Origin of the sequence: Thalassospira sp. (assembly GCF_002709775.1) — a bacterium.
Classification (GTDB): Bacteria; Pseudomonadota; Alphaproteobacteria; order Rhodospirillales; family Thalassospiraceae; genus Thalassospira.
On sequence record NZ_PAQR01000053.1, the window covers coordinates 75,490 to 98,769 of the forward strand.

General features: G+C 56.0%; 26 protein-coding genes. 13 read left to right on the plus strand and 13 right to left on the minus strand.

What is annotated here, in order from left to right:
* Nucleotides 1-10: 10 nt before the first annotated feature.
* Together CMO10_RS16525 and CMO10_RS16530 are read left to right on the plus strand one after the other, a co-directional pair.
* On the plus strand, nt 11-430 hold the full coding sequence (locus tag CMO10_RS16525) for an SMI1/KNR4 family protein (protein ID WP_297024312.1): 420 nt from the start codon (nt 11-13) through the stop codon (nt 428-430).
* 146 nt (nt 431-576) lie between these two features.
* Nucleotides 577-822, plus strand: coding sequence for a hypothetical protein (locus tag CMO10_RS16530; RefSeq protein ID WP_297024313.1), 246 nt, complete (start codon nt 577-579; stop codon nt 820-822).
* A gap of 79 nt (nt 823-901) precedes the next feature.
* Here CMO10_RS16530 and CMO10_RS16535 read toward each other — a convergent pair whose 3' ends face one another.
* From CMO10_RS16535 to speB, 4 genes are all read right to left on the minus strand, one after another.
* Entirely contained in the window at nt 902-1,702 is an 801-nt protein-coding gene (locus tag CMO10_RS16535) for an ABC transporter ATP-binding protein (protein ID WP_297024315.1), read from the minus strand.
* A gap of 14 nt (nt 1,703-1,716) precedes the next feature.
* On the minus strand, nt 1,717-2,511 hold the full coding sequence (locus CMO10_RS16540) for an ABC transporter permease (protein ID WP_044828618.1): 795 nt from the start codon (nt 2,509-2,511) through the stop codon (nt 1,717-1,719).
* Nucleotides 2,512-2,549: 38 nt separating this feature from the next.
* Nucleotides 2,550-3,527: an ABC transporter substrate-binding protein gene (locus tag CMO10_RS16545; protein ID WP_297024317.1), complete on the minus strand. Its 978-nt coding sequence runs from the start codon at nt 3,525-3,527 to the stop codon at nt 2,550-2,552.
* A gap of 69 nt (nt 3,528-3,596) precedes the next feature.
* On the minus strand, nt 3,597-4,613 hold the full coding sequence (gene speB, locus CMO10_RS16550; protein WP_297024318.1) for an agmatinase: 1,017 nt from the start codon (nt 4,611-4,613) through the stop codon (nt 3,597-3,599).
* A 181-nt stretch (nt 4,614-4,794) separates the two neighbouring features.
* On the opposite strand from speB, the gene CMO10_RS16555 reads away from it, so the two are divergent.
* Nucleotides 4,795-5,748, plus strand: coding sequence for a LysR family transcriptional regulator (locus CMO10_RS16555; protein WP_297024320.1), 954 nt, complete (start codon nt 4,795-4,797; stop codon nt 5,746-5,748).
* 1 nt (nt 5,749) lies between these two features.
* Here CMO10_RS16555 and CMO10_RS16560 read toward each other — a convergent pair whose 3' ends face one another.
* On the minus strand, nt 5,750-7,099 hold the full coding sequence (locus CMO10_RS16560) for a hypothetical protein (RefSeq protein ID WP_297024322.1): 1,350 nt from the start codon (nt 7,097-7,099) through the stop codon (nt 5,750-5,752).
* Between the two features lie 165 nt (nt 7,100-7,264).
* On the opposite strand from CMO10_RS16560, the gene CMO10_RS16565 reads away from it, so the two are divergent.
* Nucleotides 7,265-8,398 (plus strand): LysR family transcriptional regulator, encoded by a 1,134-nt coding sequence (locus tag CMO10_RS16565; protein ID WP_297024324.1) that lies wholly within the window; start codon nt 7,265-7,267, stop codon nt 8,396-8,398.
* Nucleotides 8,399-8,505: 107 nt separating this feature from the next.
* Nucleotides 8,506-9,549, plus strand: coding sequence for a patatin-like phospholipase family protein (locus tag CMO10_RS16570; protein WP_297024325.1), 1,044 nt, complete (start codon nt 8,506-8,508; stop codon nt 9,547-9,549).
* A gap of 4 nt (nt 9,550-9,553) precedes the next feature.
* Here the strand turns inward: CMO10_RS16570 and CMO10_RS16575 are convergent, their stop codons facing one another.
* Nucleotides 9,554-10,174 carry a TetR/AcrR family transcriptional regulator gene (locus tag CMO10_RS16575; RefSeq protein ID WP_297024326.1) on the minus strand — a complete coding sequence of 207 codons (621 nt, stop codon included), beginning with the start codon at nt 10,172-10,174 and terminating at the stop codon, nt 9,554-9,556.
* A 179-nt stretch (nt 10,175-10,353) separates the two neighbouring features.
* Between CMO10_RS16575 and CMO10_RS16580 the strand changes: the two genes are divergently transcribed.
* Nucleotides 10,354-11,322 carry an alpha/beta hydrolase family protein gene (locus CMO10_RS16580; protein WP_297024328.1) on the plus strand — a complete coding sequence of 323 codons (969 nt, stop codon included), beginning with the start codon at nt 10,354-10,356 and terminating at the stop codon, nt 11,320-11,322.
* A 116-nt stretch (nt 11,323-11,438) separates the two neighbouring features.
* Nucleotides 11,439-11,993, plus strand: a complete 555-nt coding sequence (locus CMO10_RS16585; RefSeq protein WP_297024330.1) for a sugar O-acetyltransferase — start codon at nt 11,439-11,441, stop codon at nt 11,991-11,993.
* 175 nt (nt 11,994-12,168) lie between these two features.
* Here CMO10_RS16585 and CMO10_RS16590 read toward each other — a convergent pair whose 3' ends face one another.
* Both CMO10_RS16590 and CMO10_RS16595 read right to left on the minus strand, forming a co-directional pair.
* The gene (locus CMO10_RS16590) at nt 12,169-12,702 is read right to left on the minus strand and encodes a cytochrome b/b6 domain-containing protein (protein WP_297024332.1); all 534 of its coding nucleotides are present in this window, start codon (nt 12,700-12,702) and stop codon (nt 12,169-12,171) included.
* 145 nt (nt 12,703-12,847) lie between these two features.
* Nucleotides 12,848-13,150: a PepSY domain-containing protein gene (locus tag CMO10_RS16595; protein WP_297024334.1), complete on the minus strand. Its 303-nt coding sequence runs from the start codon at nt 13,148-13,150 to the stop codon at nt 12,848-12,850.
* 190 nt (nt 13,151-13,340) lie between these two features.
* Between CMO10_RS16595 and CMO10_RS16600 the strand changes: the two genes are divergently transcribed.
* On the plus strand, nt 13,341-14,000 hold the full coding sequence (locus tag CMO10_RS16600; protein WP_297024336.1) for a response regulator: 660 nt from the start codon (nt 13,341-13,343) through the stop codon (nt 13,998-14,000).
* The gene (locus tag CMO10_RS16605) at nt 13,997-15,397 is read left to right on the plus strand and encodes an ATP-binding protein (protein WP_297024338.1); all 1,401 of its coding nucleotides are present in this window, start codon (nt 13,997-13,999) and stop codon (nt 15,395-15,397) included. Before CMO10_RS16600 ends, CMO10_RS16605 begins: the two co-directional genes overlap by 4 nt.
* 13 nt (nt 15,398-15,410) lie before the next feature.
* Here CMO10_RS16605 and CMO10_RS16610 read toward each other — a convergent pair whose 3' ends face one another.
* Nucleotides 15,411-16,601, minus strand: a complete 1,191-nt coding sequence (locus CMO10_RS16610) for an FAD-dependent oxidoreductase (RefSeq protein ID WP_297024340.1) — start codon at nt 16,599-16,601, stop codon at nt 15,411-15,413.
* Nucleotides 16,602-16,853: 252 nt separating this feature from the next.
* Between CMO10_RS16610 and CMO10_RS16615 the strand changes: the two genes are divergently transcribed.
* The gene (locus CMO10_RS16615) at nt 16,854-17,180 is read left to right on the plus strand and encodes a DMT family transporter (RefSeq protein ID WP_044828632.1); all 327 of its coding nucleotides are present in this window, start codon (nt 16,854-16,856) and stop codon (nt 17,178-17,180) included.
* A 19-nt stretch (nt 17,181-17,199) separates the two neighbouring features.
* Here the strand turns inward: CMO10_RS16615 and CMO10_RS16620 are convergent, their stop codons facing one another.
* From CMO10_RS16620 to CMO10_RS16630, 3 genes are all read right to left on the minus strand, one after another.
* Complete coding sequence (locus tag CMO10_RS16620) at nt 17,200-17,430, minus strand: hypothetical protein (RefSeq protein ID WP_297024342.1); 231 nt, start codon at nt 17,428-17,430, stop codon at nt 17,200-17,202.
* A 150-nt stretch (nt 17,431-17,580) separates the two neighbouring features.
* Entirely contained in the window at nt 17,581-18,108 is a 528-nt protein-coding gene (locus CMO10_RS16625) for an NAD-dependent epimerase/dehydratase family protein (RefSeq protein WP_297024344.1), read from the minus strand.
* Nucleotides 18,109-18,177: 69 nt separating this feature from the next.
* Nucleotides 18,178-18,798, minus strand: a complete 621-nt coding sequence (locus CMO10_RS16630) for a LysE family translocator (RefSeq protein ID WP_297024345.1) — start codon at nt 18,796-18,798, stop codon at nt 18,178-18,180.
* Between the two features lie 123 nt (nt 18,799-18,921).
* On the opposite strand from CMO10_RS16630, the gene CMO10_RS16635 reads away from it, so the two are divergent.
* Nucleotides 18,922-19,779: a LysR family transcriptional regulator gene (locus CMO10_RS16635; RefSeq protein ID WP_297024347.1), complete on the plus strand. Its 858-nt coding sequence runs from the start codon at nt 18,922-18,924 to the stop codon at nt 19,777-19,779.
* A 66-nt stretch (nt 19,780-19,845) separates the two neighbouring features.
* On the opposite strand, the gene CMO10_RS16640 is transcribed toward CMO10_RS16635, so the two are convergent.
* Nucleotides 19,846-20,310, minus strand: coding sequence for a RidA family protein (locus tag CMO10_RS16640; protein ID WP_297024349.1), 465 nt, complete (start codon nt 20,308-20,310; stop codon nt 19,846-19,848).
* Nucleotides 20,311-20,581: 271 nt separating this feature from the next.
* Between CMO10_RS16640 and CMO10_RS16645 the strand changes: the two genes are divergently transcribed.
* On the plus strand, nt 20,582-21,475 hold the full coding sequence (locus CMO10_RS16645) for a DMT family transporter (RefSeq protein ID WP_297024350.1): 894 nt from the start codon (nt 20,582-20,584) through the stop codon (nt 21,473-21,475).
* Between the two features lie 94 nt (nt 21,476-21,569).
* Complete coding sequence (locus CMO10_RS16650; protein ID WP_297024352.1) at nt 21,570-23,264, plus strand: phosphoethanolamine transferase; 1,695 nt, start codon at nt 21,570-21,572, stop codon at nt 23,262-23,264.
* Nucleotides 23,265-23,280 lie beyond the last annotated feature (16 nt).

Sequence of the window (23,280 nt, forward strand, 5' to 3'; positions counted from 1 at the left end):
ATAATAAACAATGGATGAAAAACTATCAAACATACTGAATGAATTAAAATCCGTCAGAATGCAGCTTCCGGTTGCGCAGTACCTGCCAGACGACCAAGCTATCGAAGAATATGAAGCATTGGTTGGCGTTGCTTTTCCCTCTGACTATCGTGAATTCCTCAAGTCAGCTAGTGATAGTTTGTACAATGGAAAGGCAGCGCTACGGATTACTGAAACAAGGGATCATTCAAGAGAGCTTCTAAATGGAATACGTGAAGCTCGAGCGAATGGAGTTCCTGTTGATTGGCTCCCATTTTGCGAGGATAACGGAAATTACTTTTGTATTCTTCCCGATGGTACGATTCGTTTTTGGGATCATGATGGATCCTCAAGCGAGAGTTGGCCAAATTTGGCGACTTGGATTAAGGACGTTTGGATAGAAGGGAACTGAAAAATTTGGCTTCGGTCATATATCGCTGAACAAAAAATGAGAAAGCGGCCAGTCCACGTTTTTCCTAAAAGAGGGGACAGGTTTCTTTTTAGTAGCCTTTAAATCGTCCCCTGATCTCGGCCACCTTTACTGGTGCTAATATTGTCATGACCGGCACCAATGTCGGGATTGATTCTTCTGCCGGTGCGGCTGACGGCAAGCTTGATGTCATAGCATATAACGACCTGTCGGTTGCGGCGGGGATGGAAAATTCAAGCTATTCGCCTGTGTCGAGTTCTGGCGGCGCTTGCTTCTTTGGCAAGAAAAAATCCGAAAGCCTGACGGAAAATCACTTAACCATAAAAGTCGGGAATGTGCGGGATGGCTGTGTGCCGCACATTCCCTGTGCCTGAGCCTGTCGGGTGGTGGCAAGTCAGGCAGTTGTTTGCTCGTGCCCTTTAAACTGGGCGTTTTGTCGCTGTGCGCGCCGTTTTACGCCGACTTGCGCTGGTTGGCGGCGTCTTCGGCTTTGATGGCTTCGTCATGCATCAGCGACAGGATTGTGCGCTTATACTCCATGAATTCCGGGCTGGTGAGCGCATCGATATGGCGCGGGCGTGGGATGCTGATATCAAGCGATTGCTTGATCAGGCCCGGGCGGGCGGACATCACGTGCACTTCGTCACCGAGGAAGATCGCCTCGTCAATGTCATGTGTGATGAAAAGCACCGTTTTGCGGCGGCTTTGCCAGACATCAAGCAGCAGTTCCTGCATCATCTGACGGGTTTGGCTGTCGAGCGCGCCAAACGGTTCATCCATCAGCAAAATACGCGGATCATTGGCAAGTGCGCGCGCCAGCGCCACACGTTGGCGCATGCCACCTGAAAGTTCCTTGGGATAGGATTTTTCAAACCCGTCAAGGTGAACCGCCTTGATCAGGTCATCGGCAATGTCTTCGCATTCGGATTTCGGAAGGCCTTTGAGTTTCGGGCCAAACATGACGTTTTCACGCACGGTCAGCCAGGGAAACAGGGTGTAGCTTTGAAACACCATGCCGCGATCAGCAGACGGGCCATTGATAGGCTCGCCATCGAGTTCAAGGCGGCCCGATGTCGGGGTTTCAAGCCCGGCGACAAGGCGCAGCAGGGTGGATTTGCCACAGCCCGACGGGCCGACAATGACGGAAAAGGTATCGTTGGCAACATCAAGCGAGACGTCATCAAGGGCCAGAACCGGTGGTTTGCCCTTGGGTTCGAACCGTACCGTGATGTCACGAAGAGAAAGCATGCTCATGACTGTATCGCCCCTTAAAAATCGGCAGACCAGGGCAGCAAGCGCCGGCGTGCCCATTTAAAGAAGAAGTCGGTGATCAGGCCCAGGATGCCGATGGTAAAGACACCAAGCAAAATCACGTCGGTAAACAGCCCGCGCATGGCGTTCAGGATCATATAACCAAGGCCGGTATCGGCCGCGACCAGTTCAGCCACAACAAGATAGGTCCAGGCCCAGCCCATCGTGACGCGCAGGTTATCCATCACACCGGGCATGCAGGCCGGTACCAGCACGCGCGTGACAACCCGCCTGCGATCCGCACCCAGCGTATAGGCGCAATCAATCAGATCCTTGGAAATCCGGGCCGAAACATCAGAAATCAAAATCAGCTGCTGGAAAAAGGTGCCAAGGAAAATCACCATGATTTTCTGCTCGATCCCGATGCCGATCCACAGGATCAGAAGCGGGATCAGGGCGGAAACCGGGATATAGCGCATGAAGCCGGTGATCGGCTCAATCAGCGCCTGCACAGCCCGGAAGCTGCCCATCAGGATGCCGATCGGAACGGCAAAGACGGAGGCCAGGATAAAGCCCGACAGGATGACAACAAGGCTTGCCCACATATGTTCAAACAGCGACATATTGGCAATGCGTTTGATGCCGGCTTGAACCACCTCATGCGGGGCGGCAAGGAAGTCCTTGGGCGTGATCCCGCCATAGGTGAGCAAGCACCACAGGGCCAGGACAATAGCAACCGAGATCAGCGACAGGGTGACATAGGTCGACCTGTCGATGTCGGTCTTGGGTGAAAATAGCGATCTGGTCCACATGATGCTTGCTCTTTAAGTCTTTGTTTTATGGCGTTGCGTTACTTGACGATGTCAGAAGCGAGCATGCTTGCCGGATCGAGATCAAGCGAGAACAGACCGCCTTCCTTGCCAAGCGTCATGGCATTGGCAATGGTGCCGACAATGCCGTCTTCGTTGGCCGGATCCATGAAGGACTTGTTCATGGCCGCATCATAAAACGCGATTCCTGCACGGGTTTCGGCAAAGACCGCCGGGTCTTCAAGCCAGCCGCCAACACCCTTTGCCATGATGGCATCGGCTTCTTCTTCGTTGGCCTGCTGCCAGGCGATTGCCTTGGCCCATGCACGATACAGGGCTTCCATTTCCGGACGACGGGCTTCAAGGGTTTCGGTGGTGGTCACCGCGATGTCGGTAATCAGGCCCGGCGCCTTGGAGCTGTCGATCAGAAGATGACCATGTTCGGTGTCCTTGCCACGGGTCAGCCAAGGCTCCCAGGTCACGGCGGCATCAACGCGCTTGGCGACAAAGGCCGCACCGGCATCACCGGCCGACATGTTCATGGAGTTGACGTCAGCAAGGCTCATGCCGTTGTTTTTCAAAAGCACGCTCAGGAAGAACTGCGAAACCGAACCCTCGGTATAGGCGACGTTCTTGCCCTTGAGATCTGCGATCGAAGTGATGTCGGAGTTGGCAACAATGCCGTCGCCACCGCGTGAATCATCAAGCGCAAACAGATAGGTCAGCGGATGATCTTCGGTGTAAAAACCAAGCACCGTATCAATCGTGGTCACGGCAACGTCAATCCGGCCAGCGGCGAGGGCTGGCATACGGGTTTTGACGTCTTCCATGACGACAAGATCAACATCAAGGCCTTCTTCTTCAAAGAAGCCTTCTTCTTGCGCGATATAAAGCGGGCCATAGCCAACCCAGGTCGAATGCGCGATGGTCAGCGTTTCGGCCGATGCGGCCGTGGAAAGGGAAAAGGCGGTTGCGAGTGCCGCACCCGACAGGCAGATTTTCGATAGAATGCGTTTCATAGGTGATGTCTCCGGTATGAGATGCTCTCTGATGTATTTCTGGTCTTTTGTATGTTTTTTCGGATTGCCTCAGCCCGATTTTCGGTTCGGGTTACTGGTGGCTTTCGACCCGGCCAGCACGCACAGCAATTCATACATGAGCGAGATGCCAAGCCAGGCTGTTCCTCCCGAAGGATCGAAGGGTGGGGAAACCTCGACAAGGTCCGCGCCCACAAGATTAAGCCCACCCAGAGAACGGATCATTTTCTGGGCTTCGCGGCTGCTAAAGCCGCCGATTTCCGGCGTGCCGGTGCCCGGTGCAAAGGCCGGATCGACCGCATCGATATCAAAGCTGACATAGGTTTTATCGCGCCCGACAATGTCGCGTGCCTCCGCCATGACCTGATCAAGGCCGCGTTCAAGAACCTCTTCCATGCGGATGATGCGCACACCCTGTTCCAGGCCCCATTCGACATCCTCGCCGTCATACATCGTGCCGCGAATGCCGATCTGAACCACGCGGTGCGGGTCAAGGTAGCCTTCCTCGATCGCGCGGCGGAACGGGGTGCCGTGGGTGTATTTGAAACCGTTGAAATAGCTGTCAAACAGGTCGGTATGGGCATCGAAATGCACCATGCCAATCGGGCCATCAGATGCCAGTGCCTTGATGATCGGATAGGACAGCAGGTGATCCCCGCCGGCACTCAAGGGACTGATGCCCATCTCTTTCAGTTTGGCAATAAAGCCGGTAACACTTTCAAGCGTATCCATGATGTCGGCCGGATTGACCGGCGCATCACCGAGATCCGCGATATTGCGGTCTTCAAACGGGTTCTGGCCGGTCACGGGGTGTTTCGGGCGGATCATGGTCGAAAGATCACGCAACTGTCGCGGTCCGTGACGTGCCCCCGGACGGTTTGTCGTTCCACCGTCCCATGGCACGCCAAGGAGTGCGATATCGACCGCGGCACAAGCCGGGTTGGATATTGAAAGATGCGGGGCGCGCATGAAGCTTGCGACACCGGCATAGCGCGGCAAGGTCATCGCCGAGGGCGGAACAAAAGAAATGCCTGATGCGGTATCAGGCTTGTCGGTGGCGTTGCTCATGTGGTCGTCCCTCAAGGCGGTGGCGCTGGTGGCGCGGTGACGCAGGTGGCACTAGTGGCGCACTAGAATGGTTCAAAGCGTGCGCAAAGATTGCCATGCGGGAACGCGTTCAATAATATGAAACTTTCAAACTAAACGTCTGATTTTTTCAACGTATCGTTTTCGTAAAGGTTTGCGCCCGATGTCTGTCAATCTGCCACCGCTGAGTGACGTGGATTTCCGCCAGTTGCGGATTTTTCGAACCATTGTCGAAAGCAACGGCTTTACCGCCGCCCAGGATGATCTGGGTATCTCGAGGTCCACCATCAGCACCCAGATGGCCGCCCTTGAAACCCGTTTGGGGGTAAAGCTTTGTCGGCGCGGGCGGTCGGGCTTTTCGCTGACCGAACATGGGCAGAAGATCTATAGCGAGGTGATCAAGCTGTTTGCCGCTGCCGACTCCTTTCGCGCCGAGGTCGGGGCGATCCGCGGCAATATGGTCGGCGAGCTTCGCATTGGTGTCGTCGATGCCATGGTCGAAAATCCCAATTGCAAGCTGGACCGGGCGATTGCGCTGTTTAACGAACGCGCCCCCGGTGTGCATCCGACCTTTGTGGTTGTCTCGCCCAACCAGATTGAAAACGCATTATTGAGCCGGCAGATGGAAATCGCCGTCATGCCAAACCAGCCGATGAATGCCGCCATCCAGATGCAGCAGCTTTTCCACGAAGAACAGACAATGTATTGCGGCAAGGATCATCCGTTGTTTGAAAAGGCCCATGAAAAAATGCCAATCGAACAACTGGCCGAACAGAAATACGCCCGGCGTGGTTATTCGGTAGCACTCGCCTTTCAGTCGCTGTTCAAACATCCGCCCAGTGCGACGGCCTATGACATGGAAGGGCTGGCCTATCTGATCCGAAGCGGCAAGTTTGTCAGCTTCCTGCCGACCCACTTTGCCCGGCAATGGGTCGAGCGGGGCGAGATGCGGGCACTTCGACCTGATCTTCTCAGCTTCAAGATCGCCATGTGTGTCGCCAACTTCCCGCAATCGGTGATGTCACGCATGGCGCGTGTGTTCCGCGAATGCCTGATCGAGGTGCATCCGACGGTGACCGCGATCAAGACGGTGCCGCCGACGTTGGAAAAGAAGTGAGTTAGAGGCGGAAGCGGTTGCGCAGGCCTAGGCCGATCAGGAACAGGAATATGAAGCTGAGCGCACCATGTCCGATCATGATGGCGTCGATCAGCAGGCTTGGGTCATTGGAGTAAAGGGCCTTGATTGCATCGTCCCGTATACCACGTGATTGTGGAAGGAAAGGAAGGCTATTACTGGTGGCCAATGCAATTGCCTGTCCTAAATCTCCCCACCATTCGGGCTTGCCGATAGGATGCTCATTAGTTCCCATGAATTTATATAGGCTTGTGCCTATGGCCAATAAGCCAGCTAGCCAACAAAATGGTCGCAAAATACTTTGACCATAGTTGCTGAAACCGCTGAATGCGATATCCAGTATTGACCCAAGTTTAGATGTTTGAATCCATCTACTTGCTCTGTTTTCATCCGCAGAAAACCTAAGAGCTGCTTGATGGTCTTTGTTTGCTTCAGCTATTTCTTTTAGGCGCCGCAACCGACCTGAGTCTTCAACATTTTCCGAGCATTGGGAGAAGTATTTTAACAAACGGCTACTGCTATAGTGTGACAATCGACGGAGTTCGATTTTTAGCTCACCAAGCTCAATCTGGTGAGAGGAACGAATGCGTCTCAGGTCTGGAACAATATCTAGGTCCCCTGAAATAAAAACTGCTCCGTCAAAACTTGCCCCCTGAAAATCCAGCGTTTCAAGTGTACTTCCGTCCTTTAGCATAAGCACTCCCCATTGGCTGATCACGAGGCCTCGTGCTGAAATTGCGGTTAGTTTGTGAGCTTTTGGCGAAAACAGAAAGTGAGAAGCGCAAGCTTTTGCAAGTATTAGCTGGCCAGACCCAATAGTGGTGTCGGTGAGTAGGACGTCGCCATTGCCAAAGTCAGTTGCGAAGAAATTTATGTGTCCATCATCGAAATCAGCTTCCAAGAAGTTGACTTCCCCAGTGCCAAAAACTGTCTCTGAGAAGTCCTTGACACCCTTGCCGAATTTCACTTGATAGAAGATTACACCGCCATTTCCAAAGGTTGCAGCAGAGAAAATAAGCCGACCATCCCCAAAACTTGCACCAGAAAAATCACTTGTGCCGTTTCCGAAATTTGCGTGTCGGAAGGTTACATTCCCGTCTCCAAATTTCACATCGCGAAAGGTTACATCTCCGTTGCCAAAGTAGTAGCCTTCAAAAGAGAGCATTTCATCAGGGCGCCTCTCTGTAGAGAAATCAACACCGTCAAAGGAAATGTTGTAATCCGGATGGTTTCGACTCCATTCGTTCCAAACTGCTGGGCCTTGGCGCCAAAGTCGGACGGCATCGTCCCCCTTTAGTGACTGTTGTTGGTCTTGTGGGTCTTCGTCTGTCATCGACTTCTATTCATTCGTGATTTGGGGAGGTCAATCAGTTGATAATAGTGCCTACAAAAGAAGCGTTTGGCGATATAAAACCGGAATAGGGTTTTGCTCATGCCCTAATTGGAAGTTATGGTTTGACCGGGTAGGGGGGAATCACCGGAACGGACCATCAAGATCATGCTGTCATCGCTTAATATCCGTCATATGCGTGTGTTTGTCGCAGTTGCCGATCAGGGGAATTTTACGGCTGCGGCCGGGGTTCTGGGGCTTGGAGTGCCTGCGGTCACCGCGACCATTCGCCAGTTTGAGGATGTGACGGGCGCGGCCCTTTTTGATCGCACGACGCGACAGGTGGCACTGACCCAGACCGGCGAGCGGTTCTTGCCAATTGCCAGGCGTTTGCTGGCCGATTTTGAAGAGGCGCTTGGTGATCTTGATGCGCTATCCAAGGGGGTTGGCGGCAAGATTACGATTGCGGCAGCACCTTCGGTTCTGACGCGTATTTTGCCCGCCGTGATTTCCGAATTTGTTGCCGCCCATCCCGATGCGCGTATTCGTCTTGATGAACGCAATGCCGGTGAGGTGCATGAGGCCGTGGCAAATAATGCTGCCGATTTCGGGATTGCCGGGGAATGGCAGGCGCTGCCGGATATCGATTTCCGCCCGCTGTTTTCCGACCGGTTTGGTGTGCTGTGCCGGGCCGATCATGAATTTGCCCAAAAGTCGGTTTTGCGCTGGTCGGATTTATCGGGCCAAAAGCTTGTCGGGTTGGGGCCGGAATCAGGGACCGGCGCGCTGATGGCGCAGCCCGGTGTGACCAGCGATCTGTCATCAGACACCATGCCGGTTTTAAGTCCTGCCGTGCGTGATGCGGTGGCAGCAGGCATTCCGGCGGCAAAATCGGTTCTGGCCCGCGCGCAAAAGGCGATGCGGGCTGAGGAACGGGTGCTGAAATCGCTTGATTCTGACGGCCGTAAAGAAGCCAAGAAAGATAGCGATATCGCGCTGGGCGCAACCGGCCCGATCCTGCCGCGCCCGATTGTCGAAACATCGAACACCATCACACTGGCCGCCATGGTCGCCGAAGGGGTGGGGATTACGGTCCTGCCGGAACTGGCCGCGCGTGTGTCGGATATGGCGGCACCCGAAAAGCTGGTCTTCGTGCCGCTCACCACCCCGGAACGCCATCGCCATATTGGCGTGATCACGCGCAAAAGCAAAAGCCTGTCACCGATTGCGCGCCTATTCCTTGATCAGGTAATCGCGCTTGCCCCCAAACAGGACCTTCCGGCCAGTTTGACGTGGTATTGAGGCGGTTTCGCTTTTTGGCTCTGTGACATCGATGCTGGCACATCGTCCTGTTTGCGACATATCATGGCGGGAAGGCCTGACATGATGAGCCTGTCGCAGGAGATGGCATGAGCGAACACGCGAAGAAATCGACGAAACCCTGCAAGAAGATCAATCTGGCCCTGCAGGGCGGGGGATCGCACGGGGCGTTTACCTGGGGCGTTCTGGACCGGTTGCTTGAAGATGAAGAGATCGAGATTGAGGCGATTTCGGGCACCTCGGCGGGGGCCATGAATGCCGCCGTGGTGACGTCGGGCTTTTGCAAGGGCGGTCATGACGGGGCGCGCGAGGATCTGGAAACGTTCTGGTCTGCTGTTTCGGAAGCTGCGCGGTTCAGCCCGCTTCAGCGATCGCCGATTGATGTTTTGTTTGGCAACTGGTCGCTTGGCAATTCGCCGATGTATCAGTGGCTTGATATGTCGGCCAAAATGTTTTCGCCCTATGATTTGAACCCGGTGGGGGATAATCCGCTGGCGGGGCTTTTGGCCGATGTAGTTGATTTTGATCTTTTGAACAAAAGCCCGACCAAGCTTTTCATCACGGCGACCAATGTGGAAACCGGGCAGGGGCGGGTATTTCGCAACCCCGATATCACCCTTGATGTGCTCCTCGCCTCTGCCTGTTTGCCCAACATCTATAAAACCGTCGAGATTGATGGTGTGCCTTATTGGGACGGGGGGTATTCCGGCAACCCGAGCCTCGGTCCGCTGGTGCGCGACTGTTCGACCAATGACACGGTGCTGGTGCAGATCAATCCGGTCAAGCGGCCGGGCATTCCGAAAACCTCGCACGAGATTTCAAGTCGGCTCAATGAGATTTCGTTTAACAGCAGCCTCGTCAAGGAGCTGCGCATGATGTCGGTGATCCGCAAGGACATGCCACCCCATCAATGTGAAGCCAGCAGTTGGGGCACCATGCGCATGCATCTGATCGTCAGTGACGTGATGCTGGAGCTTGATCACACGACCAAGATGAATGCGGAATGGGATTTCATGACCATGTTGCGCGACAAGGGGCGCGAGGCAGCAGGTGCATTCCTTGAGGCGCATCGCGGCGATATCGGCAAACGCCCTACGCTTGATCTTGAGCAGTTCGCGCCGGATTACGTTTAGCGGATTATTCCGCGCTCCTGCCAAAACGCAGGCCATCAATCATCAGATCGAGCATGCGATAGGTATGCTGCATGCCTTCATTCTGTTCGGGGTCGTCTGTGTCGCCGCCGGACTGGCTTCCCGCACTGGCAAGGTTGCCAATGGCGCGCAGCAGGTCAAAGGCGTCAATGTCTGAGCGCGCTTCGCCGGCCTTGGCGGCGGCGGTCAGCAGGCTTTGAAGGGCCGGTTCGAAATTGCTGCGGAAGTAATCGGGCAGGGCATCAAAGGCCGGGTCGCCGGAATGCAGCGAGGACGCCAATCCCTTTTTGGTGACGATAAAGCGGCAATAGCGCCGGAGCCACTGTGACAGGGCAACGCCGGGCGGGTTGTCCTTTGCGAGCGTCTTGGCATCGGCGGCACAGGCATCGACTTCGCGCTTGAAGACCGCAACCACAAGATCGCTTCGTTTGGGAAAACGGCGATAGAGCGTGCCGACACCAACCCCGGCGGCCTTGGCAATTTCACGCACTGGCGCATCAACACCCGATTTGGCAAAAACGGTTTTGGCGGCCTCAAGCACGGCGTCTTCATTACGTGCGGCGTCAGCACGGATGCGTTTTTTTGTGCCGGTGGTTTTTTCCTGCATCACTTTGTTTTTCCACACTTAACCGGGTCAGCATGGCGCGGACGGAGTCCGGGCGCTGATATTCATGCTTGATAAACGGAACAGTGTTCCGTATTTAAATTGGCAACAGGAACGATGTTCCGTTTGTTGGTTTATAGGCGAAATTAGCCGTTTCGCCAAGCAGAACAAGGATGTTTGCCATGAATAACCTTATCACTCACGCCCGACATATTCCGGTTCGCGACGCGGTTCCTGCGATCTCGATCTGTCCGGTCATCTTGCCGGTGGCGGACCGACCCCAGCCGATTGAAATGCGGATTAGCTTGCCTGAAGTGGGTGAAAAGCATCCGGTGATCCTGTTGTCACACGGGCATGGGCCGTCGCTTTATATTCCGTCGATGAACGGCTATGGGCCGCTGGCACAGTTTTATGCCGAGCAGGGCTTTGTCGTCATTCAGCCAACCCATGGCAATTCCAAGGTCGCCGGATTTGGACCGGATGCACCGGGCGCGCCGTTTTTCTGGCGCTCCCGCGTGGAGGATTTCAAACATATCCTGGATCACCTGACCGAGATCGAGGCCGAGCACCCGATCCTTGCCGGGCGACTGGACCCAGAGCGGATTGCAGCCGTCGGGCATTCGCTGGGTGGGCATACTGTTGGCATGTTGCTGGGCACGCGCCTGAGCGATACGGCGGATCCGGCGGTGCAGGATGTGAGCCTTATTGAAACACGGATCAAGGTTGGTGTGTTGTTGGCAGCACCGGGCAATGGCGGCGATAGTCTGAGCGCGCATGCGCGTGCGAACTATACAATCATGAACCCCGATTTTTCGCATATGACGACACGGACCCTTGTGGTGGCGGGGGATGCGGACAATAACCCGCATCTGACCACACGCGGGGCGGCATGGCATACCGACCCGTTCCATTGCAGCCCGGGAAGTGACTTTTTGCTGACGCTTAAGGGCGGCAAACACGGGCTTGGTGGTATTGCAGGCTACGATGCAAAGGAAACCGATGATGAGGACCCCGATCGCCTTGCCGTGACCCAGAGGATGACGGCGGCCTATCTGCGCAGTGCATTTGACGAAAGTGACCCTGCATGGGCAGAGGCATGTGAGGCACTTGCCACCCATGGTGCGGATCTGGCGTATGTGACGGGCAAATAAAGCAGCGCGGTGTTTCAAGCTTTGGCGCATGGTGGTTGGTGGCAGGCGGTGTTGATTGCAGTTCCCGGCAATCCGGCGTACCTTGAAGGTCGTCCCGAACAACGTCCCTGATCATCATGCCCCGAAGCGCCCTTGAAAAAATGCAGGCCGGTGAATGGTATTCCTGCCTTGATCCGGAAATCACCTTGTTGCGTCACAAGGCGCTTGAAGCGTGTCATGAGCATAGCGTGCTTTATCCGTCAGAGCGCGGCAATATCGGGCCGAAGCTGCGCGCGTTGTTTGCGGAGTGCGCGGATGATGTGCGGATCGAGGCGCGGTTTCATTGTGCCTATGGCATCAATATTCATCTGGCCGAAGACGTGTTTTTGAATGTCGGCTGCGTGATCCTTGATACCGCGCCGGTGAAGATCGGGCGGCATTCGATGCTGGGCCCGAATGTGCAGATTTACTGTGCCGACCATCACCGCGATCCGGAACTTCGCAAGCAGCATCTTGAAATCGCCAAGCCGGTGACGATTGGCGAGAATGTCTGGATCGGCGGCGGGGCGATCATATTGCCCGGTATCACGGTTGGAGATGAGGCGATCGTTGGTGCCGGGGCGGTGGTGACGCGTGATGTTGCGGCGGGCGCCACGGTTGTTGGGAACCCGGCCAAGCCGATTGGGCGATAAGGTGTTTTAGCAGACTCCGAGATGTGGATTCCCGCCTGCGCGGGAATGACGGGGCAAAAAAAAGAGGCAACCGGCCAGGGGTGGACGCGGTTGCCGCGGAGTTCATCACGAGCTCCAAGTTGGGACAACCTTCAATGAGGATGTCACAGGGTAAGCGTTGAGCGGGAAAGCTCGTTCAGGAGATATCGTCGGTGGCCGGGCGGCGTTTGCGACCGGTGACCATGGCGCGCACAAGATTTTCATGATGGCGCAGGCTGGCCAGGATCACGCCGCCGACATGCAAAAGCACCAGGAATAGCAGGCCGTTTGCCAGTGCCTCGTGGGTTTCCTCCACCCATTCAGAGCCCCAGAACATGGTGGTGGTGTACATCCAGCCCGTCAGCGCACACCCCGCCATAGCGAGGATGAGGGCGATGATCATGGCCGCCCCGGCCGGGTTATGGCCAAGATAACGGGATTCCGTGCCGCGCAGGATATCGCCAAGATATTTAAGCGTTGCCGCAGGGCTTTTGATGAACTGGGTAAAGCGGGCATAGCGCGTACCGATCAGGCCCCAGACAAGACGCAGCGCAATCAGGCCACCGGCAGCATATCCGGCCCAGTGATGCAGGCTGTCCCATTCATCGGCCGTGATCCAGGCGATGACGAAACTGGCAGCCAGCCCCCAGTGAAACAGGCGGACAAACGGGTCCCATACTTTGACAGACATGATGCTTACTCCTGATGGTGCGTGTTTTGTCAGGTAAACAGGTTCGGGGAGGCGACCCTGAGCAAGGGCACCCGTGCAGGCAGGCACGAGGGCCAGGGGACAGCATTGCTCAGGGCCGCACTCAGCCGAGGGAGGCCTTTATTGATCAGTCGTCTTCCTTGACGATCTCGAAGGTGGCCGGGTTGAAATAGGCCTCAACCTTCTTGCCATCGGCCTTGATGGCGTAGACTTCGTAGCAGCCTTCATCTTCCTTGATCTTGCGGACGCCCCAGCCATCAGCTGCGAGCTTTTCTTTCAGCGCATCCATGCTCTGCCATTCGGTTTTCGGCACGTTGCAATAGTCATCGCTTGCCTGTGCGGCATTGGTGGTCAGGCCAAGGCTGGCAGTCGCCAGCAGGGCAGCGGCAAAGACGCCAAGGGCAGCTTTCGGGAAAACAGTGTTTTTCATGGCTCGGTTCCTTCATAAGATTGTGAGGGCACAAAATGGAAAAGTTTCTTTGAACGTCGCCGATATTGCCGTGCGTTCCTGACAGCAAACTGAAAAAGACAGACAGCGTCGTTCAGCTTATTGTCAGGATGCACGCTTAGGTCGTGAGCCGGGGCAGACCCGTTGACATAAAGCCGGATGTGAGGTTGGGGTGCGTATTCTTCTGGTCGAAGATGAAATGATGCTGGCAGACGCAGTGCGCGATCATTTGCTGGCCGCTGGCGAGGCAGTTGATCACAGCGCAAGTGTGGTTGATGCCGAGATCATGTTGCGCGGAACCAATTATGATGTGTTGCTGCTCGATCTGAACCTGCCCGATGGCAAGGGGCTTGATCTGTTGCGCGATTTGCGTCGCAAGGGATCGGCCACACCGTGCATTATCCTGACCGCACAGGATCAGATTTCAGACCGGATCGAGGGGCTTAATGCCGGGGCGGATGATTATCTGGTCAAGCCGTTTGACCTTAATGAGCTTTCGGCCCGGCTTGCGGCGGTGTCGCGGCGCTATAGCGGCAATCCCAATCCGTTTGTCGAGCTTGATGTCGGGGTCGAGGTCGACCTTGCCGGGCGGTCGGTTTTGCGCGACGGGGTGCAGGTTGATTTAACCTCGCGCGAATGGGCGCTGTTTGATCAGATGGTCAAACGGCCCGGCCAGACCTTATCGAAACGTCAGCTTGAAGAAGCGCTTTATGAATTTGGGGCGGAGATCGAAAGCAACACGGTCGAGGTTTATGTCAGCCGCCTGCGCCGCAAGCTTGGCAAGGAAGTGATTAAAACCGTGCGCGGTGTCGGCTATCGGGTTGAGGGATGATGAAGATCAGGGCGCAAAACAGTCTTCAGTTTATCCTGACCAAACGCCTGACGGTGATCGTTGCGGTGTTCTGGGTGATTGGTGCGGCGTTCGCGGCCTATACCGCGCGCCATGAGATGGAGGAGGGGGCCGATACCGCCCTTATTGAAACCTCGCGCCGGGCATCGACGCTTGTGATTGATTATTTGGAAAATCATCAGGATGAGGGCGAAATCGTTGTGCTGCCCGAGCCGGGATTTGACGTCGAGCTGGGTGACGACAGCGACTATGACGAGGATTTCGACGATTTCGATGACTTCATGCAATATCAGCTGCGCAACGCGGATGGCGAAGTTTTGCTGCGCTCCCAGAATGCGCCGGAAACACCGTTTGATACGCCGCTCAAGCCCGGTTTCAGTAATGGCGATGAGGTTCGCGTCTATACCAGTGTGACCGGCAATGGCGACATGTTCATGCAGGTGGCCGAGCCGACCGAACATCGCAATGAAGCGATAATTGAAACCGTGGTGTCGCAATTCACCCCGCTGATCTTCCTGATCCCGGTGACCATTCTGGCGGTGGTCTATAGTGTCACCCGCGCGCTTGGCCCGGTGCGCCAGGTCCGCAACGAGATCGAGGCACGCGGCGAAGGCAACCTGACCCCGATCGAGCAGGACGACCCGATCGAGGAAATCAATACTATTGTGACGGCCGTCAACCGGCTGATGGGCAAGCTCGAGGCTGCGCTCAGTGTCGAGCGCAGCTTTACCGCCAACAGCGCGCATGAGCTTCGCACACCGATTGCGGTGGCACTGGCGCAGACGCAGCGACTGGTGCTGGAACTGCCAGAAGGCCATGAAAGCCGCAAACGCGCGGTTCAGACCGAAGAGGCGCTTAAACGGCTGTCGCGGCTGGCGGAAAAATTGCTGCAGCTGGCACGTGCGGAATCAAGCGGTGGCTTTAGCCCGACCGGGCATAATCAGGATCTTGGCCCGACCCTTAATCTGGTGATTGAAGACCTCAGACGCGCCGGGATTGACGGGGCTGATATCCGCTTTGATGCCGATAATCTGACAACGCTTTCAGCCAATATTGACCTTGATGCCTTTGCGATCTGCATGCGCAACCTGATCGAAAATGCCCTGAAATATGGCGGCGATGAAGAACCCGTCGATATCCGCGTGGTCGAGGATCACATCGTGCAGGTGTCAAACGGCGGCGCACCTGTTAGCCCAGCAGAACTCAGCCAACTGACCACCCGGTTCAAACGATCGAGCAACAAGGCCGATGGTTCGGGATTGGGGCTTGCGATTGTTGAGGCGATTGCACGCAACACCAAATCCGAGCTCAAGCTTTATTCCCCGCGTCCGGATCATGCGGACGGCTTCATGGCCGAGCTTCGGCTGCATCAAAGCTAAGGCGCGGGTGGGCTTATTTGCCCACGCCGACCTTGATGGCGAGTTTGCGAAGCGGGCCGATGCGGTTGATGGCGGTGAGGCCGGCATAGCGCAGGTCGCGGAGCGTTTTCGGTTCGAACATCGATGCGCGGTTCAGAAGGTCAATGCCGCCGACGCGCATGACGGTTTTGGGTAGCTGGCGGCGTTCATAGGATTTCAAAAGCGGGGTTGCGCCGATATCCTCGCCATGCAGTTTGGCCTTGGCCATAAGTTCGGCCAGGGTTTCGATGTCATGCAGGCTCATATTCAGCCCCTGTGCGCCAATTGGCGGGACGACATGGGCGGATTCCGCAATCAGGGCAAGGCGGGCGGCAATCAGGCGTGATGGCACTTGTGAGATCATCGGCCAGACGGCGCGCGGGCTTGCGACCGTGAGGGGGCCAAACAGGTTCATGGTGTCCTTGGTGATCTCGGCGGACAGCGCCTCGTCACTCATGGCGTTCAGTTCATCGGCACGGCTTGCCGGGACCATCCAGACGACCGACGAGCAGGGCTTGCCATTCAAATCTGGCATCGGGACGAGTGTGAGCGGGCCGCCAGTGCGGTGGATTTCGGTCGAGATGCTGTCGTGGGGTTTGTCATGGGTAACGACAAAGACCAGCGCGCTTTGATCATAAGCCCAGCGTTTGTATTTGATCCCGGCCATGTCGCGCAGCGACGAGTTGCGGCCGTCTGCTGCAATCACGACCTTTGCCCGGACCGTCTGACCATCGGAAAGCGTTGCCTCGCCAAAGCGGGCAGTGCTTTTAAACGCGGTCACTGTGGTCGAGAAGCGGAAATCGACATTATCAAGCTTCGCCAGTCGCGCCATCAGGGCGACACGCGCGGCCTTGTTTGAGACGTTCCAGCCAAAGAAGCCGTTCTTGGTTTCAGAGCCATCAAAGTCGGCGGTTTCGCGCGGGGTGCGCTCCGCACCACCGGCATCGACAATCCGCATGACGCGCAATTCCGCACCGGTCGGCTTGATGGCATCCCAGACGCCGGCCTTTTTAAGCGTCTCAATGCCCGGCTCAAGGAAAGCGGTGGTACGCAGATCCGTGCCTTCGCCAATATCGGAAGGGGCCGGGTCGACAATCACGATCTGATGGCCGTCTGCCGCAAAACGTGCCGCAGCACTCATACCGGCGATGCCGCCGCCTGCAATCAGAATATCGGTTTCGATCATGACTGTTTATCCTGTTCCTTGGGCCGGGATGGCGCAAACATCCGTGCTGCCATCGCCTGCAAAACGTGTCGGGCAATGTGCCCTGTCAGGGGACTATACGCAACGGTTTTGCCATCCGTTTTGATCCAGATTACAGCAAGGCGATTTTGTCGGGCGGGAATGGGTGCTGGCGCGGGGATTGCCCCATAGGGAAAATTGGGCCATTTTGAACGGGCCTACCGCCACCACCCCTTACAGTTAAGGACGTCAAAGATGCTCGCCTGGGTATATCTGATTGTTGCGATCAGTCTTGAAGTGATCGGGACGATATCGCTTAAATTCTCCAACGGATTTACCGATTGGCGCTTTACGGTTCTGAGCCTTGGCGTCTATGGGCTCAGCTTCTGGGTGCTGTCGATGACGCTGCGCATCATTCCGGTCGGAACCGCCTATGCGGTGTGGGCCGGGCTTGGCACGGCCTCGGTCGCGATGATCGGATGGTTGTTCCTAAAGGAACCGATGACGGCCCTTAAGGCCGTGTTCCTTCTGATGATAATCGGCGGAGTGGTTGGCCTGAAATCGATCAGCACTGAAAGTTAATGCCGTTAACATTGGCGCGTTAGAAATCGGGCTTTGCCACCGATTGGATGTCGGCTGCGATGTTTTGATGGATCGGTGACCAGCCGAGATCGCGCATGGCAGCGTGAGTTTCCATGACCTGATGATGGGCAAGGCCGGCGACCCAGCTGCCAAGGCGGTCCATGGCGGTTTGGGTGCTGATGGTTTCGATCCGGCAGTCGTCACCGCCGAAATGTGTGGCGATCAGTTGGGCGCGGCGTTGATGGGGCACGCCATTGATGCCTATACCAAACCAGGATGATCTCGGTTTGGCGTGGCTTAGGGCCAACCGATAGAGATCAGCCAGATCATCGTTGTGGATGATGGGCAGGGTGATGTCCGGCGCACCGATGATCGTAACGCGGTTGCCGGTACGCGCGGTTTAGATATCACGCGACAGCATCCCGTAATGGCCATGACGACCGGTGCCATAGACGCAGGCCGGGTGGATGATGATGCCGTCAATGCCATCATTGCCAAGTACGCGGTCGATGCCCGCGCACATCCATGCAAAGTCCGGCAAGGGATCGAAAGCAGCGCTTTCATTAATTGCTTCATCCGGTTTGGTTTGCGGAAACAACCATGTGCCGCCGGTATAGATGAAACGCACCCGACCCGGCATTTGGCGGGCGGCGGGGATCAGATGATCAAGCAGGATGCGATCCGTTTCCGCCATATCATCCCCGAATGTGCAGGCGGTGTGAATGATGGCATCGATGGCGGGCAAGTTTCCGGCCCACGCGGCGGGATCGGTGATGTCACCCATGATCGGGGTTGCGCCGAGATCCGATAATAAGGTCTGGCTGGCCTGTGATCTGGCAAGTGCAAAAACTTGGTGCTGGTGAGCGATCAGGTTTTCAACAATGGCCGAACCGATCAGGCCGGTGCCACCGGTAACAAGGACACGCATTTAAATTTCCCGGTTGGATAAGGTGCGATCCTTGTCCGACCTCAACCGGGGTTGAGGTCAAGGCGATTTTTAAAGCCACATCGGAATGACCGAGGCAATCAGAAGCACGCCCAGCGTCACATTGACTGTCCGCCATTGCCAATCGGATGTGAGTAACAGCGACAGGCTGAACCCCAGCGAACACCAGAGCGCCATGGAAAGCATGCCTGAAAAGGCAAAGGCACCGCCAAGGATCATGGCCAGTTCGGTCGGGTCTTGCGTGATCGCAGAGAACGAGGCGGCAGCCCCGATGGTAACAGCCCAACCCTTGGGATTGAGCCAGAGCAGGCCAAAGGCGCCTACAAACGGGATCGGTTTGCTGTCTGAATTCGTGTCCTGTTCAAGGGGGCTTGTTTGGGCTGTGGGCGGCGGCGGGGCCATGGCGATTTTGACCGCCAGCCATAAAAGGTAGGTCGTGCCGATCAGTTTGGTGACGAGCTCGATGGTCGGAAAGGTTTGGATCAAATTGGCCAGTCCAAGCGCGCCGGCCGCGGCCAAGGTCAGCATGCCGATCGAGATACCGAGGATAAATGGCACCGAGCGGCGAAAGCCGAATTGCGCACCGGATGCGGTGGCAAGGGTGGTTGCCCCACCCGGGGATAGAGCAGCGGCCATGGTAAAGGACAAAACGGGCAGGAGGGTTTCGATCATTTGGTGTCCTTTGGTGGCGCGAGGGGCGAAGATCATGAGAAAACAAATCTTTGCATTAGGAAATCGAATGTTCATTATAGATGGCATTACAAGCTGTAATGCAGTGATTTCAGCGGCAGGGATATGATGCGAAACCTTGATGTGGCGGTGTTGCGCGCCTTTGTGACTGTGGCGCAGACCGGCAGCATGACCGGTGCGGCCGAGATGCTTAACCTGACGCAAGGGGCGATAAGCCAGCAGATCAAGCGGCTTGAAACCCAGTTTGAGCGCGCGTTGTTTGAGCGCACGCGCAAAGGTTTGCACCTGACGCAGGACGGGGAAAAGTTGTTGCGCAAGGCGCAACGGATGTTGGTGCTGAATGACGAGATCTGGCAGGAAATGCGTGATGATGGCTATGTCGGCAAGCTGACTGTCGGCATCCCCTATGACCTTGTTGGCAGCTTCATGCGCACACCGCTTCGCAAGTTTTGCGATCAGTATCCGGGGATCGAACTTTCGCTACGCTGTCACAGTTCGCCGGAACTGAAAACATTCTTGCAAAATGGCGAGGTCGACATTGCCCTGATCGAGGAGCCGGTTGGTCAGATCACAGGCGATTGCCTGTTGGTGGCGCCGCTGGTCTGGGTCGGGGCGAAGTCGGGAAAGGCGCAGACAAAACGCCCACTTCCGGTGTCACTGGTCAGTCGGGAATGCGCGTTTCGACCCGCCGTGATCGATGGCCTTGATAGGGCCGGGATTGCCTGGCGCAGCGTGTTTGAAAGCGGCAATATCGAAGCAACGGCGGCAACTGTGCGATCGGACTTGTCAGTCACGGCGTTTCTGGTCGGCACCATTCCCGACGGGCTTGAAGCATTGCGGGGCGGGGATGAATTACCGGAACTTCCGAAATACGCGATCAGCCTGATGGAAAAGACCGGGGCGCATAACGAAGTGCGGGATGTCTTTGCCGAGATGGTGCGCAGCCACTTTCATCAGATGTAAGCAGGCAAAAGAAAACACCGACCAGCGATGCGGGTCGGTGCGGAATTTTTGCGGCGGATCGAAAGATCAGGCGACTTCGAAAATACCGTCAATCTCAACCGCAACACCCAGCGGCAGGGCGGCAACGCCAACGGCCGAGCGGGCATGTTTGCCGGCATCGCCAAAGATTTCGACCATGGTGTCAGAGGCGCCATTGACGACTTTTGGCTGATCGGTGAAGTCCGGGGCGGAATTGACAAAGGCGTTCAGTTTGACAACGCGGGTGACCTTATCAAGATCGCCGATGGCGGCTTTGAGCTGTGCAACGAGGTTCAGCGCGCAAAGACGGGCGGCCTTCTGACCGGTTTCGACATCATAGTCGGTGCCGAGCTTGCCAACAAATTTCAGCTCGCCATTTTCCATGGTGATCTGACCGGAGATATGAACCAGATTGCCCGAGACAACATAGGGTACATAGTTCGCCACCGGGGCGGTCGCGGTCGGAAGCGTGATGCCGAGATCGGCAAGATGGGCGTCGATTTTACCAGCCATGATGATCCATCCTTTTGCTTGGCAGATGTTCAAATTTGTCCCCAACTTATCGGGGTTGGCGGGCAAACAAAACAGTTTCTTTGTAGGGCTGCAATTGCCAGCGATGTTGGCTGGTCCGGGGTTTGAGCTGCATTTCAGAATTGTTGAAAAAAATCGAATTGCCATAAGGGGAAAGCCCCGCAACAATAGGTTGTTCGCAGCACGTTCAAGGACGCGCTGCTTTGTTTTTTGTGGATTTGATGCGGCGACAGCCGGGTGAAGGACAGATCAGATGGCATTCAAGGACCGGCTGGAAAATGTGCATGGTGGCTGGATTGCCCTTTTGGGGGTTGTGATCCTGTCGCCCGATGCGCTTTTGCTGCGTCTGATCGAGGCCGATGATTTTACGACCGCGTTTTGGCGGCTGGGCTTTTTGACCGTCGCCCTTTTGCTGGTTGCACTTTGGCACGGGGCCAAGCGCGGTGAGGGCGTTTGGCAGTCAATTGTTCCCGGCCGGTTTGAAATGCTGACCGGGCTGTTTTACGGCGGGACCTGTACACTTTTCATGTTTTCGGTGCGCAATACCGATGCGGCCAATACCCTGATCATTATTGCCGCAACGCCGCTTCTGGCCGGGTTAATCGGGGTATTTATCTTTAAGCGCGGCCAGCCGATCCGCACCTGGGTGGCATCGGTTGTGGTGTTTGTCGCTTTGTTGGGCCTGTTCAGTGCCGGGTTTGGTGGCAAGAATGCGCTGGGTGATATGCTGGCCCTTGGGGCCGCGATCTGCATGGCGGGCTATTTCAATGTGCTGGGTGCCAAGCCAGAAGTTGATGCGATCAAGGGCATGTTGTTTGGCGCGTTTGTCGTGACGCTTATCCTGCTGCCCGGTGCCGAGCCGTTCTCGCCAGTTGGTGCGGACTGGGTTTGGATGCTGCTGCTCGGCTTCTGGGTGTTGCCGGTGTCGTTCCTTTTGATTGCGCATGCATCGCGCAAAATTCCGGCGGCGGAAGTCAGCCTGATCATGCTTAATGAAGCGATCTTCGGATCGTTTCTGGTCTGGGTGTTTGTCAATGAAGTCCCAGACGAAATGACGCTGATCAGCGGGACGGTGGTGATCACGACCCTTGTCATTCACAGCCTTTTGGGGCTGCGTGCAAGCAAGCGGGCACGCGCGGTGGCCTGACGGGCGGGCTTATACATATTCCGAATGATTTCAGTTTGCTGTCAGGTTCGCGCGGTATCCTTGGGGCATGGTTCATTGCCCCAAGGATACCCGGATGCCGCGACATCGTTCGTTTTTACGCCTTTCACCGATCGATTATCGATATTGTTTGCTGGCGCTGGCGGTTTATTTCACGCTGGTTCTGAACTGGAAGGTGCTGGGGCATTTTTACAGCATTCTGGCGGGGCTTGGCGATTATGATGCCGGCTTTGCCATAAGCGCACCGGTGGTTTTGATCTGTGCGTCGCTGGTGGTGTTTACGCCGTTTTCCTGGCGGTATCTGTTCAAGCCGTTCTTTGTTTTCCTGATCCTGACCGGGGCGCTTGCGCATTATGCGATGTTGAAATACGGCATCGTGTTTGATCGTGGCATGATCGAAAACGTGGTCGAGACCAATCAGGGCGAAGCGCTTTCCTATTTCAATCTGCAGGCGGCGTTGTGGTTTGTTGCGACCGGCATTGTTCCGGCGGTGTTGCTGATCCTTGTGCCGCTAAAGTTTCCGAAAACCGTGTTGCGCGGGGTTGGACAGCGGGTGGTTTTGATGCTGGTGCCGTTGCTTGTCCTTGGCGGGATCGGGGGACTTTATTTCAAGGATTACGCATCGGTCGGGCGCAACAACAAGGTGCTGGGCAAGGAGATCGTGCCGTCCAACTACATCACCGGCACGATCCAGCTTGTGAAGCGGCGCTATCTTTATGCCGACATGCCGTTTCGTGCCATCGGGCAGGATGCCCGCAAGGTGGTTCTGGAAGACAGCGAAAAGCCGACATTGATGTTTCTGGTGATCGGTGAAACTGCACGCGCACAAAGTGTTGCCGCCAATGGCTATGACCGCCCGACATCGCCCTTTACCAGCCAGATTGACGGCATGTTGGCGTTTCAGGATGTGTCATCGTGTGGGACGGCAACGGCGGTTTCGGTGCCCTGCATGTTTTCGCCGATGGATCATGCTGGTTATGACGGCGAGGTCGCGCGCCATAGCGAGAGCCTGATGGATGTGCTGGATCATGCCGGGGTTGACGTGCTGTGGAAGGAAAATGACGAGGGCTGCAAAGGGGTGTGTGATCGGGTGCGCCAAATCGAGATTTCGCCTGATGACTTCCCCGAGGATTGCGTTTTGGGAACGTGTTTTGATGCGGTGATGCTGCGCGATCTTGACGGGCAAGTCGCATCCGACAAGCCGCATGACCAGTTGATTGCCTTTCATCTGATGGGCAGTCACGGGCCGACCTATTACAAGCGCTATCCTGATGAACACCGGGCGTTTGCCCCCGATTGCCCGCGCAGTGATATTGAAAATTGCAGTGCCGAAGAGCTGATCAATACCTATGACAATACGATCCGCTATACCGACTATGTCGTGGCCCAACTGACCGAAAAGCTTAAATCCTACGAAGCGGATTACAATGTCGTGCTGCTGTATGTTTCGGACCACGGAGAGTCATTGGGTGAGGGTGGGTTGTATCTACATGGCGCGCCCTATGTTCTCGCACCCGAAGAACAAACCAAGGTGCCGATGATGATCTGGATGTCGGATGATTATGCCAAGGCCAACCGGATTGAGACCGGTTGCCTTTCGGGATTGGCGCAGTCAGGGCATTTTTCGCACGACAATCTGTTTTCCACCGTGCTGGGCGCGATGCATGTCTCGACCGGCCTTTATCGGCCGGGGACAGACATTTTTGCGGCATGTCGCGGGCCTGTGATGCAGGCAGCGCTTGAGCAGTCAGCAGATATCGCCCGGAATTGACTTATCCCATCTTCTG

Coding starts and splice junctions, on each gene's coding strand:
- CMO10_RS16525 (WP_297024312.1), top strand. CDS start 11: ATGGATGAAAAACTATCAAACATACTGAATGAATTAAAATCCGTCAGA.
- CMO10_RS16530 (WP_297024313.1), top strand. CDS start 577: ATGACCGGCACCAATGTCGGGATTGATTCTTCTGCCGGTGCGGCTGAC.
- CMO10_RS16535 (WP_297024315.1), bottom strand. CDS start 1,702: ATGAGCATGCTTTCTCTTCGTGACATCACGGTACGGTTCGAACCCAAG.
- CMO10_RS16540 (WP_044828618.1), bottom strand. CDS start 2,511: ATGTGGACCAGATCGCTATTTTCACCCAAGACCGACATCGACAGGTCG.
- CMO10_RS16545 (WP_297024317.1), bottom strand. CDS start 3,527: ATGAAACGCATTCTATCGAAAATCTGCCTGTCGGGTGCGGCACTCGCA.
- speB (WP_297024318.1), bottom strand. CDS start 4,613: ATGAGCAACGCCACCGACAAGCCTGATACCGCATCAGGCATTTCTTTT.
- CMO10_RS16555 (WP_297024320.1), top strand. CDS start 4,795: ATGTCTGTCAATCTGCCACCGCTGAGTGACGTGGATTTCCGCCAGTTG.
- CMO10_RS16560 (WP_297024322.1), bottom strand. CDS start 7,099: ATGACAGACGAAGACCCACAAGACCAACAACAGTCACTAAAGGGGGAC.
- CMO10_RS16565 (WP_297024324.1), top strand. CDS start 7,265: ATGCTGTCATCGCTTAATATCCGTCATATGCGTGTGTTTGTCGCAGTT.
- CMO10_RS16570 (WP_297024325.1), top strand. CDS start 8,506: ATGAGCGAACACGCGAAGAAATCGACGAAACCCTGCAAGAAGATCAAT.
- CMO10_RS16575 (WP_297024326.1), bottom strand. CDS start 10,174: ATGCAGGAAAAAACCACCGGCACAAAAAAACGCATCCGTGCTGACGCC.
- CMO10_RS16580 (WP_297024328.1), top strand. CDS start 10,354: ATGAATAACCTTATCACTCACGCCCGACATATTCCGGTTCGCGACGCG.
- CMO10_RS16585 (WP_297024330.1), top strand. CDS start 11,439: ATGCCCCGAAGCGCCCTTGAAAAAATGCAGGCCGGTGAATGGTATTCC.
- CMO10_RS16590 (WP_297024332.1), bottom strand. CDS start 12,702: ATGTCTGTCAAAGTATGGGACCCGTTTGTCCGCCTGTTTCACTGGGGG.
- CMO10_RS16595 (WP_297024334.1), bottom strand. CDS start 13,150: ATGAAAAACACTGTTTTCCCGAAAGCTGCCCTTGGCGTCTTTGCCGCT.
- CMO10_RS16605 (WP_297024338.1), top strand. CDS start 13,997: ATGATGAAGATCAGGGCGCAAAACAGTCTTCAGTTTATCCTGACCAAA.
- CMO10_RS16610 (WP_297024340.1), bottom strand. CDS start 16,601: ATGATCGAAACCGATATTCTGATTGCAGGCGGCGGCATCGCCGGTATG.
- CMO10_RS16615 (WP_044828632.1), top strand. CDS start 16,854: ATGCTCGCCTGGGTATATCTGATTGTTGCGATCAGTCTTGAAGTGATC.
- CMO10_RS16625 (WP_297024344.1), bottom strand. CDS start 18,108: ATGCGTGTCCTTGTTACCGGTGGCACCGGCCTGATCGGTTCGGCCATT.
- CMO10_RS16630 (WP_297024345.1), bottom strand. CDS start 18,798: ATGATCGAAACCCTCCTGCCCGTTTTGTCCTTTACCATGGCCGCTGCT.
- CMO10_RS16635 (WP_297024347.1), top strand. CDS start 18,922: ATGATGCGAAACCTTGATGTGGCGGTGTTGCGCGCCTTTGTGACTGTG.
- CMO10_RS16640 (WP_297024349.1), bottom strand. CDS start 20,310: ATGGCTGGTAAAATCGACGCCCATCTTGCCGATCTCGGCATCACGCTT.
- CMO10_RS16645 (WP_297024350.1), top strand. CDS start 20,582: ATGGCATTCAAGGACCGGCTGGAAAATGTGCATGGTGGCTGGATTGCC.
- CMO10_RS16650 (WP_297024352.1), top strand. CDS start 21,570: ATGCCGCGACATCGTTCGTTTTTACGCCTTTCACCGATCGATTATCGA.